The sequence below is a fragment of the Colwellia sp. MB02u-6 genome, assembly GCF_014077095.1.
Taxonomy (GTDB): domain Bacteria; phylum Pseudomonadota; class Gammaproteobacteria; order Enterobacterales; family Alteromonadaceae; genus Cognaticolwellia.
The window spans coordinates 671356-681154 of sequence record NZ_JACGVG010000027.1 but is presented as its reverse complement, the minus strand read 5'-3'; the positions used below and the strand labels follow the sequence as shown (position 1 = coordinate 681154).

The window sequence follows — 9799 nt, the reverse complement described above, 5'->3', positions numbered from 1 at the left end:
TTTGATTTTTTGTAGGTCGGACTTTAGTCTGACAACCGTTAAGCTGGCGATTAATCTGATGGGTTAATAAACAATTATCGCGGATATTATTTTTTTCGGTATTTATGCTGAAGATGGTTAAATTTCATTTAACTTGATGGACTGAAGTCCACCCTACAAAGAGCCTACGTTGAAGCTATATAAACTCTGCGAATGAGAATCTTGGGTTGGGAGATTTTTGTGATTCTTCGGATTTTTTTTGATTTTTTGTAGGTCGGACTTTAGTCTGACAACCGTTAAGCTGGCGATTAATCTGATGGGTAAACAAACACCTGCAACGGGTATCATTTTTTTCGGCGTTTCTTTGAAGATGGTTAAATTTCATTTAACTTGATGGACTGAAGTCCACCCTACAAGTGATAGTGTGAATTTCGCCAGGTAATAATGTGAATTTGGATAGGTAATAATGTGAATTTGGACAGGTGAGTATTTTGGTTTGGGCGGGTAATAAGGTGACTTTGGGCACTTTTTTTGTACCTAAAAAATAAAATCGTGCATATAAAAAAGCCAAACATTTGTTTGGCTTTTCTTGTCGTGCAAAATGACCGAATAATGAAAATTACGCGGTGGTATCAACACTAGGTTTAGCTTTTGACACCATCACCATAGCTGGGCGAATTAAACGACCGTTTAACTCATAACCTTTTTGCATAACGGCAATAACGGTATTAGGCGCAACACCTTCAACTTCTTGCATTGACATCGCTTGATGCAATTCAGGGTTAAATGGTTGATCTTGTGGATCAATCGCTTGAATCGAAAATTTCTCTAACGAGGCTAACAAACCTTGATAAGTTAACTCAATACCTTCGATAATAGCCGTATTAGTCTCGTCATCTTTATCAATATTTTGTAATGCTCGCTCTAGGTTGTCTACTGTTGTTAACATTTCAGCAGCAAATTTTTCTAAAGCAAACTTACGTGCTTTTTCAACGTCTTGTGACGCACGGCGACGAACATTGTCAACTTCTGCTTTCGCACGAATGACTGAGTCTTTTTGATCGGCAACCGTTGATTTAGCCGTAGCTAATGCGAGTTCAAGCTCGTTTATTTTTTCTTGCTCAGCACTGATATTTTCGACTGCGGTGTCAAGTTCAACTTCAACTTGCTCTTCTGCATCCTCAATAATTTCAGCGGCTAATTTGTCTGCTAAAATATCTTCAGCACTTTTATTCTCTGTTGACTCGTTGGCCATGAAAAACTCCAAAGTAGTTCTTAAATTTCAAAATAGGTAAATATAATAATGCTAATTATGGGGGTTTGTTTTTATGATTCAAGCACAAAAGTAAATCATTTAAAAAAAAGTCAACTTTACAAGCGAGCAAAATAGCGCGAAACTGCTGATAGTTCTCAATTACATTACATATTTATAAGCACCGTATGAGTAATTTATACCGCACTATTGGCTTAATTGGTAAACCTAACCATGAAGGTGCCAGCTCAACCATAGCAGCTTTACATCAATATTTATCGCAGCAAGGCTATCGAGTGCTGGTAGAAAGCTCTGTGGCCCAAACTATTAATATTGAAAATATTGTCATGGCGTCACTTACCAGTATTGGCGAGCAGGCTGATCTGGCTATTGTTATTGGTGGTGACGGCTATATGTTAGGGGCAGCGAGAGTTTTAGCTTGTTACAATGTGGGTGTTATTGGAGTTAACCGTGGCAATTTAGGTTTTCTTACCGATTTATCACCTGATGATTTAATCGCGCCGCTTGAAGCCATTTTACAAGGTGAATCTCGCGCTGAACAACGCTTTATTATCGAGGCTGAAGTTTATCGCCACGGCAAACTTAAAAGCTCAAACAGTGCGGTGAACGAAGCGGTACTGCATGCGGGTAAAGTTGCCAGCATGATCGAATTTGAAGTTTATATCGATGGCAGCTTTATGTTTAGCCAGCGCTCTGATGGTTTAATTGTTTCGACGCCGACCGGCTCAACCGCGTATTCTATGTCAGCGGGTGGTCCAATATTAACCCCCAATTTAAATGCCCTTTCCTTGGTGCCTATGTTTCCTCATACGTTAACTAGTCGACCTATTGTGGTCGACGGTAACAGCGAAATCAAACTAAAACTGGCCAATGAAAACTATGAAAACTTGCAGGTTAGCTGCGATGGCCATGTAATCTTAGCTGTTATGCCCGGTGATGAAGTGATCATTAAAAAAAGTGAATTTACTTTACGCCTAGTACACCCACTTGATCATAACTACTTTAATGTACTAAGAAATAAATTAGGTTGGGGTCATAAACTCTACTGATATTGCTTAAACCTGCGATGGGTAGAATGTCGAAATATAAATAAAGTTGCAAACATAGCTTGAATAAAAACCAGATACTGTATAAATTAACAGTATCTGGTTTTTTTGGTTACTATACCAATAGGTATTAACTCTTTATCCAATATAACGTTGCGATAAAGACAGTGAGGCGACTATGTTATTGCAGCTCAACATTCAAAATTTTGCCATTGTGCGTTCACTCGACATTGATTGGCAGCAAGGCATGACTACCATTACCGGCGAAACCGGTGCAGGTAAGTCTATTGCTATTGACGCCTTAGGGCTTTGCTTAGGTGATAGGGCGGTAACCAACGTCGTTAGACCTAATTGCGCGAAAGCCGAATTAGCTGCCACCTTTGATACCCGCAATAACAAACGAGCAAAAAAATGGTTAAAAAACAATGATATGCTGCTCGATAACGAATGTATTCTGCGTCGGGTTATTTCTGCTGAAGGCCGCTCAAAAGCCTATATTAATGGTAGCCAAGTACCTTTAACGCAACTCAAAGAAATTGGACAACTACTGATCAACATCCACAGTCAGCATAACCATCAACTTCTCGTTAAACCCGCTGAACAACGCAATATTCTTGACGCTTATGCCAGCCACCAGCACTTATTAGATGAAGTTAAATATTATTACCATCAATGGCGTGAACTTAGCCAAGAAGCCAAACTGTTGCAAGAAAGCAAACTACAACGTGAAGCCAAACAGCAATTGTTACAGTACCAAGTAAACGAATTAGATGAATTTTCATTACAACCTGATGAATTTGAAAGCTTGGAAATTGACTATAACCGCCAAAGTAATGGTCAACACATCCTCAATGAAACCTTAATTGCTGTTCAACAATTATCTGAAGATGAACAATTTAACGTTGTTGATGGCCTACGACATAGTACCGAGCAAATTACCGCTTTAGGTAACTATGACCCAACATTAAAAGCCATAGCAGAGCAGCTTAACGAAGCCTTAATTCAAGTTGAAGACGCTAGCCAAGAAATTAAACATTATTATGAAAGTTTAGAACTTGACCCACAAGCTTATACTTTAATAGAAGAGCGTTATTCAACCGCTGTGCTGCTAGCAAAAAAACATCAAGTACCGGCAAGCTCATTAGCAAACTTTCATCAACAGCTGTTACAAGAGCTACAGCTATTTAGCTCTGATGAAACACGTTTAAACCAAATTAAAGATGATATAGAGGCGGCAAAACAAAAATATCAACAGGCTGCACTGATTTTGTCTGATTCAAGAAAAAAAGCAGCCACTAAATTAAGTAAAATGATCACCAAAAGCATGGCAGAACTTAACATGCCGTATGGCAAGTTTTTCATCGATATTTGCCAAGATAAAAGCGAAAACTTATCTATTAACGGTAATGACAGCGTTAGTTACCTAGCAAGTTTAAACCCAGGACAAGCGTTAGAAGCGATGAATAAAGTTGCCTCCGGTGGTGAACTGTCTCGTATCAGCTTAGCGATGCAAGTTATTCTGGCGGATAAAATTATTACCCCTACCTTAATATTTGATGAAGTTGATGTGGGTATCAGTGGTCCAACCGCTGCTATGGTAGGTAGCAAGTTGAAACAACTAGCAAAAAATACCCAGGTTATTTGTGTAACTCACTTACCGCAAGTGGCCAGTAAAGGTCATCAACAATTATTTGTCGCTAAGTTAACCGATGGTGAACATACAGAAACCACAGTAACTGAACTTTCTAGCAATGGCCGCGTCCAAGAAATTGCTCGCTTACTGGCTGGTGATAAAATTACCGAAAATAGCCTAGCTAACGCGCAAGAATTACTGGCCGGATAAAGCAAAGATCAACAAGCGGGTAAAATAAACTAAGAATTATTTTGTATCTGTTAGCCCGCTTCGCTATTATCCCCATTCAAACTATAAAGGATAATTATAATTAACATGTTTTTTCGAGTATTAGCTATTGTAATCGCCTTGTCTGTTTCTGCCTGTTCTAGCTGGGTTTATCGTATAGATATTCCACAAGGAAACTATTTAGAGCAAAAAGATATCGACAAACTTCAAATTGGTATGACAAAAGAACAAGTTAAGTTTGTATTAGGTAGCCCTGTTGTTGAAGGCGCGTTTAATAAAGATATTTGGCATTATGTTTATAGTTTCAAATCAGGTCGAAGCGACGAATTAAACGCAAAAAGACAATTTACCATTACCTTTGATAACAACAAGGTTGTTGATGCTGAAGGTGATTTTAAATTACCCGAAAGCTATAACGTGCCTATGATTAATTAGGGCTAACTAGCGGTTAGTTGTTTTTGAACATCATCACTCTTTCACATTGACCTTCAAGGATGTGCTAATGCAGTGCAGCCATTAAGGGCTAGGAACTTCCATGTGAACTTGATATAAGGTTCATCCTGAACATAAAGCATGTCTATTTTAGGACATGCTTTTTTATTGCTCAATTTTTAATAAATTACCTAGCTAAGTCAGGCTAAGTCATATACCAAGATAGTAAATTAACTCTCGCCGGTATTACCTCAGCGTGGCTAAACCCGACCGCCAGTAATTTTATTAGCCCGACCTTCTTCTTTGGCTTTTTCTGCTCTGCGTTTACGCACTTCTTTTGGATCAGCAAGCAGCGGACGGTAAATTTCAATACGATCTAAGTCTTTCACCGTATCGGTTAACTTAGCTAAGCGATTCCAAATACCCACCTTATTAACGGCTAAATCTATTTCAGGAAACTCTTCAACTATGCCCGAAGCTAAAATCGCTTGCTCTAACGTGGTGTTAGGCTCAACAGTACAGCTAATAATCTCCTGTCGTGCCGGTGTGCCATAAACCACCTCAATCTCGAGTGGGGCTTGCATATTAATTTCTTCACTCATAACCTATTCGCTCGTGTTAATGTAACTCTATTAATACACAGCTGATATTACTAACCGTATACTTCTTTTGCTCGCTGAGTAAACGCTTGCACCATATTATTGGCTAAATTATTAAATACTCGACCAAAAGCCAAATCAAACATTTTATTAGAAAATTCATAATCTAAGGACAATTCGATTTTACAGGCATCATCAGATAAGGCTTTTAATTGCCAACCACCCACAAGATACTTAAAAGGCCCATCAACTAGACTCATTTTAACTTCTTGGTTACTAATGAGTACATTCTGCGTGGTAAACCACTTTTTCAGACCACCTTTAGAAACTAATATCGCGGCGGTCATACTATGTTCGTCTTGAGCAACTATTTTACTATCACTACAATTAGGTAAAAACTTTGGGTAGGCAATCACATCATTAATTAAATAATACATGTCTTCTACACTGTGCATCACTAATGCACTACGACTTATGTTTGGCATTCACCCTCCAATTCTCAAGGGCGCTATCATAGCAAATGTCTTTTAAAAACGCATTAAAGTGAGAAATGATAAATAAGCCATTTAAATAACGGCAATACTCCGTATAATGTTGATGATTGCTATTTTTGGTAGCAAACAAAATGGAAATATAATGGCAAAGAAAAAGAAATCAAGCAGCAATACTATTGCTCTAAATAAAAAAGCACGTCATAACTATACCCTAACTGATAAGTTTGAAGGCGGAATGAGCTTACAGGGCTGGGAAATTAAAAGTATACGCAGCGGTAAGGTAAATATATCTGACTGTTACGTACACATAAAAAATGGTGAGGCCTATTTACTTGGCGCTGAAATAATGCCGCTTAACGCCGCTTCTAGTCACGTGGTTTGTGATCCTAACCGTGACCGAAAATTACTATTAAACCGTCGAGAGCTAGAAAAAATTATTGCCGCTGTAGAGCGTGATGGTTATTCCTTAATTGCCACCGCAATGTATTGGAAAGCTTGTTGGGTTAAATTAGAGTTTTATTTGGGCAAAGGTAAAAAAGACCACGATAAACGTGCTGACATTAAAGATCGAGAATGGGCAGTAGATAAAGGCCGTTTAATGAAAAATAGAAACTTAGATAGATAATTGATTAAAAAATATCACGTTGTCTATTTAAGCTAAGCGTTGTATAATGCGTTTCATAGACTTAAGTAGTCTATGGCAGTAAAGAGTAGAAAAGAAGTAAAGAGTAACCTTTGGGGCGGATCTAGGATTCGACGAGATTCATGAAACCCGAGGTGCATGCCCAGGGGCGGTTTGCCTGGTAAAAAGCCGCAAAACTATAATTGCAAACGACGAAACGTTCGCACTAGCCGCTTAGGCTAGCCATCGCCTCAAAAATTCTCCTATTGTTTAGAGGATCGATGGTCACCCCAAATAGGATAGCGAGGGAAGCACGCTTAAGGCTGAACCGCGAAATAGTATTAAGCTCACCATGACGAAGCCTGTCGGTTGGCGTCCAATTGGTTAAATAAATGATCGACTAAGCATGTAGTACCAAGGATGTAGGCTTTTCGGACGGGGGTTCGATTCCCCCCCGCTCCACCAAAATAAAGACCGTTTTTAGTCCATTAGTTATACCTAGTAACTTTTAGATTTGGCCATAGCTTGGCAACAGGCTATGATAGAAAACCGCTTAATTGCGGTTTTTTTATGTCTAAAATTTACAAAAAAATCATGCACTAAAATATCAATGACTCTGACCCCATTGATAAGCAAGAGTATTGGGTAAAAGAACTTTAGTGACTCATTTATTGAAAACACCTACCATCAGTAAGGGCTTACTATGCGAGGGCTTACTATGCCACCCACGATAACTCTGTAAAACAATAACAAAAAATAGCATTAATTTACTGATCTTTTAATACTGTCAAAAGCTCAATAATTTAGTAACTGAGCCATTATCTTATCAATCCCACTGTTATTGCAGGAAATCATGAATTATAAGCAAGTAGATGATTTTTATGAAAAGGTATAGTTTTACTAAGCGCTATTCAAACAAGCCTGGGCGTTGACGATGCCATGTACTCGTTTTAAGCCAACATGCGCAGTAAATTCACACAAATGCTCTGCGGTGCCAACAGCACCAGTGAATATACCTTCAAAGTTTGTGGTGAGCTTTAACCAACTCTCATTGTTGATGTGCAACCTTAACAGTATCTGTGCGGTTTTAGCATCGATAGCACCACGTTTATCTTCTCTTATTACGCGACCTGTTTCATCTACGAGGGTTAAATAATCCTTCAAGCTAAAGCTGATACCTGAGACTTTATCTTGATGTTCATTGCCAGTAAAGGCTAATAACGTTGTAGGCTGCTCGCCCTTTATCGCCGCTTTGATACGTAGCTGGATGCTGGTAAAACTTGATTTTTCAGGTGTTGGAGCAATACCTGCACGAACAGGGTTTAAATCAACATAAACCATACAGGACAGTAAAGCGCCTTCATCAAGCAGGGCTTGAGATTTGAAGCGCCCTTCCCAAAAGTGGCCGGTACATTGGTCTTCTTTATTCGCTTGTCGAGCAATAGGCTCGTTTAAAGCGCGCATAAACCAACTGATATCGATTAAGCGTTCCTTATAGACCTGTGCTGTTTCTTCAACCATTTCCAATTCGAATTTAGTTAATAGTTGTTCTCGCTGATATTTTCTGGTCAACAAGGTGCCTTTAAACAACTTATGCCAACGAGAAAGTACATCTAACGTAGTCCAGTTTTTAACTTGTTCACTATCAACATGAAGTACTAAATGTAAGTGATTATTCATTACAGCATGTGCACAAATATCAATGGCAAACACCGGAGATAATTGAAAAATACGTTTTTCGATCCAACGACGTCTATGCTCATAGCTGACACCAGTTTCTTTATCAACACCACATAAAAAGGCTTTGCGGACGGTTCGACTACAAATATGATAATACGGCGTATCAGTTAAACTAATTTGTTGTGAACGAGGCTTAGGCATAACTATCACCACACTTATAAAAGAATAAATTAAGTGTAGTTTATTGTTTGAAATATGAACAAGTTAATATGGGTGGCATAATAAGTTCAACAAGTTATTATGGGTGGCATAATAAGTTTGGATTTGGTCGCAAAATACACTTATAAAATTCTGAGTGCTAATGTCTGCTTTGTCGGAAAACTTGCCATTAGGATACCAACCGACAACATCAAAAAGTTTAAAGGTATACAGATTGCTTGAACGGCTCCTGTTCGCTCAAACTTGCCGATCGGGCAATGGCTTGTTGGTGCTATATGTTCCAAAATGGAACATATGCAATGTTGTAGCCGTCTGGCTACGCGTTTGCTTTTTGTGGTATGTCTATGTTAGGTTCACCTAGGTTCACCGCTCGATCAACACAATTAAAGAAGATTAATATGAGTCAACTAAAATCAATAAAAAAGATTAATATGGGTCAACTAAAATCAAAATCGCTTCGCCGAATCTCGACTGCCATTTCCACGGCCCTGCTACTGGCTAGTGGTTCTGCTGCAAATGCAGGGGGTACGGATACCTATTTATTTGTTAATAACTCGGCTGTTCCGTTATTTTATTGGGTGTTTGACCATGGGTGGAAAGTCGGGTCTGAAGCAACCACAAAATACATCGAAGGGGTACGACATATGTATTATGTTCCTCGGTGTTCTATGGTTAATGTACCTCATCAGAATTGGCAACACCGTGGTTTTCCCCCCACGGTAAAAATTTCATTGGCCATTCCTACGGGCAGAGTGCAAATGGAACTCTCTAGTGGTTCCGCACAAAATAGTGAATTTAGTAGTTCCGCACAAAATAGTGAATTTGGACTTTCTGCGCAAGTGAAAGGTGAAATCGAGGGCGTGGGAAAGGGCATGGAAGCAGCTGCACAAGCAAGCTATAAGCAAGAAAAATCGCATCAAATGGATGCGAACATGTCGTTTTCATTTGCCGGTCAAGTAATACCAAGTCCTTTTCTTTCTGACCCGATAACTGCAACTTGGAACCCGGGCAACCGCAAGCTAATAGACAAAAAAGGCGATGATTACTCATACCTCGTAGATGACGGCTACTCGATGTATTATATGGCGCCTACTGCTATGCCAGGATTCGAGCCTTATACATGCGGCACACTATCGTTGAGCGGTCTCGTCGGACAACGTTTTTCTTGGAATAGTAATTTCCATAAGGCGTATATGGCCGGCGGTAAAAACTAAATCCCAGACTTGCGGTTGTCGTGGTGCCTGATGAATTCATGGACGGCTGCTCCTTGCTTCATGAGTGGCCAGTCACCAAGTCGGATTCGGCGCAGCTTGCCTTGCTTGTTTGCGGCACGTTCAGTAGTGGTCGGAGCGAGCCGGTACCGGTAGATCCAGACTTTCTTGGCGCTGAGTAATACGCGGACGCCGAGGCCACACTCGACTGCAGGCGGTAGCGTTGCGGGCATGAAGACAAGGTAATCAGTATGATTACAATTCGACTCGCCGTTTACGCAACACCGCGAGTCTGTTTACTAGGGTGTGCGGCATTTGAACCCCATTCTGAAATTATTTACAGGGCATGTGAAGTTGCGTGGACAACTACTGTATTGGTTAGT

General features: G+C 39.7%; 9 protein-coding genes and 1 other RNA gene. 6 read left to right on the top strand and 4 right to left on the bottom strand.

The features are described 5' to 3' along the window. Nucleotides 1-598 precede the first annotated feature (598 nt). Entirely contained in the window at nucleotides 599-1234 is a 636-nt protein-coding gene (gene grpE / locus H4J46_RS05420) for a nucleotide exchange factor GrpE (RefSeq protein WP_182232482.1), read from the bottom strand. 185 nt (nucleotides 1235-1419) lie between these two features. On the opposite strand from grpE, the gene nadK reads away from it, so the two are divergent. The 3 genes from nadK to H4J46_RS05405 all read left to right on the top strand — a co-directional run bounded on the left by nadK (nucleotide 1420) and on the right by H4J46_RS05405 (nucleotide 4594). Then, entirely contained in the window at nucleotides 1420-2301 is an 882-nt protein-coding gene (gene nadK / locus H4J46_RS05415) for an NAD(+) kinase (protein WP_182232481.1), read from the top strand. Nucleotides 2302-2476: 175 nt separating this feature from the next. Continuing rightward, nucleotides 2477-4141: a DNA repair protein RecN gene (recN, locus tag H4J46_RS05410; protein WP_182232480.1), complete on the top strand. Its 1665-nt coding sequence runs from the start codon at nucleotides 2477-2479 to the stop codon at nucleotides 4139-4141. A gap of 105 nt (nucleotides 4142-4246) precedes the next feature. Continuing rightward, on the top strand, nucleotides 4247-4594 hold the full coding sequence (locus H4J46_RS05405; RefSeq protein ID WP_182232479.1) for an outer membrane protein assembly factor BamE: 348 nt from the start codon (nucleotides 4247-4249) through the stop codon (nucleotides 4592-4594). 257 nt (nucleotides 4595-4851) lie between these two features. Here H4J46_RS05405 and H4J46_RS05400 read toward each other — a convergent pair whose 3' ends face one another. Both H4J46_RS05400 and H4J46_RS05395 read right to left on the bottom strand, forming a co-directional pair. Further along, nucleotides 4852-5193 carry an RnfH family protein gene (locus tag H4J46_RS05400; protein WP_182232478.1) on the bottom strand — a complete coding sequence of 114 codons (342 nt, stop codon included), beginning with the start codon at nucleotides 5191-5193 and terminating at the stop codon, nucleotides 4852-4854. Between the two features lie 50 nt (nucleotides 5194-5243). Then, nucleotides 5244-5675 carry an SRPBCC family protein gene (locus H4J46_RS05395; RefSeq protein WP_182232477.1) on the bottom strand — a complete coding sequence of 144 codons (432 nt, stop codon included), beginning with the start codon at nucleotides 5673-5675 and terminating at the stop codon, nucleotides 5244-5246. Nucleotides 5676-5826: 151 nt separating this feature from the next. Here H4J46_RS05395 and smpB point away from each other — a divergent pair, with 151 nt between their 5' ends. Together smpB and ssrA are read left to right on the top strand one after the other, a co-directional pair. Further along, nucleotides 5827-6309 (top strand): SsrA-binding protein SmpB, encoded by a 483-nt coding sequence (smpB, locus tag H4J46_RS05390; protein WP_182136491.1) that lies wholly within the window; start codon nucleotides 5827-5829, stop codon nucleotides 6307-6309. A 112-nt stretch (nucleotides 6310-6421) separates the two neighbouring features. Further along, nucleotides 6422-6771, top strand: a transfer-messenger RNA (tmRNA) gene (gene ssrA / locus H4J46_RS05385). 435 nt (nucleotides 6772-7206) lie between these two features. On the opposite strand, the gene H4J46_RS05380 is transcribed toward ssrA, so the two are convergent. Further along, complete coding sequence (locus H4J46_RS05380; RefSeq protein ID WP_182232476.1) at nucleotides 7207-8187, bottom strand: transposase; 981 nt, start codon at nucleotides 8185-8187, stop codon at nucleotides 7207-7209. Between the two features lie 416 nt (nucleotides 8188-8603). On the opposite strand from H4J46_RS05380, the gene H4J46_RS05375 reads away from it, so the two are divergent. Then, entirely contained in the window at nucleotides 8604-9419 is an 816-nt protein-coding gene (locus H4J46_RS05375; RefSeq protein ID WP_182232475.1) for a hypothetical protein, read from the top strand. Nucleotides 9420-9799: the final 380 nt, after the last annotated feature.

Excerpts from the sequence above, each read along its gene's own strand:
- recN (WP_182232480.1), top strand. The coding sequence starts at position 2,477 with ATGTTATTGCAGCTCAACATTCAAAATTTTGCCATTGTGCGTTCACTC.
- smpB (WP_182136491.1), top strand. The coding sequence starts at position 5,827 with ATGGCAAAGAAAAAGAAATCAAGCAGCAATACTATTGCTCTAAATAAA.
- nadK (WP_182232481.1), top strand. The coding sequence starts at position 1,420 with ATGAGTAATTTATACCGCACTATTGGCTTAATTGGTAAACCTAACCAT.
- grpE (WP_182232482.1), bottom strand. The coding sequence starts at position 1,234 with ATGGCCAACGAGTCAACAGAGAATAAAAGTGCTGAAGATATTTTAGCA.
- H4J46_RS05400 (WP_182232478.1), bottom strand. The coding sequence starts at position 5,193 with ATGAGTGAAGAAATTAATATGCAAGCCCCACTCGAGATTGAGGTGGTT.
- H4J46_RS05405 (WP_182232479.1), top strand. The coding sequence starts at position 4,247 with ATGTTTTTTCGAGTATTAGCTATTGTAATCGCCTTGTCTGTTTCTGCC.
- H4J46_RS05375 (WP_182232475.1), top strand. The coding sequence starts at position 8,604 with ATGAGTCAACTAAAATCAATAAAAAAGATTAATATGGGTCAACTAAAA.
- H4J46_RS05380 (WP_182232476.1), bottom strand. The coding sequence starts at position 8,187 with ATGCCTAAGCCTCGTTCACAACAAATTAGTTTAACTGATACGCCGTAT.
- H4J46_RS05395 (WP_182232477.1), bottom strand. The coding sequence starts at position 5,675 with ATGCCAAACATAAGTCGTAGTGCATTAGTGATGCACAGTGTAGAAGAC.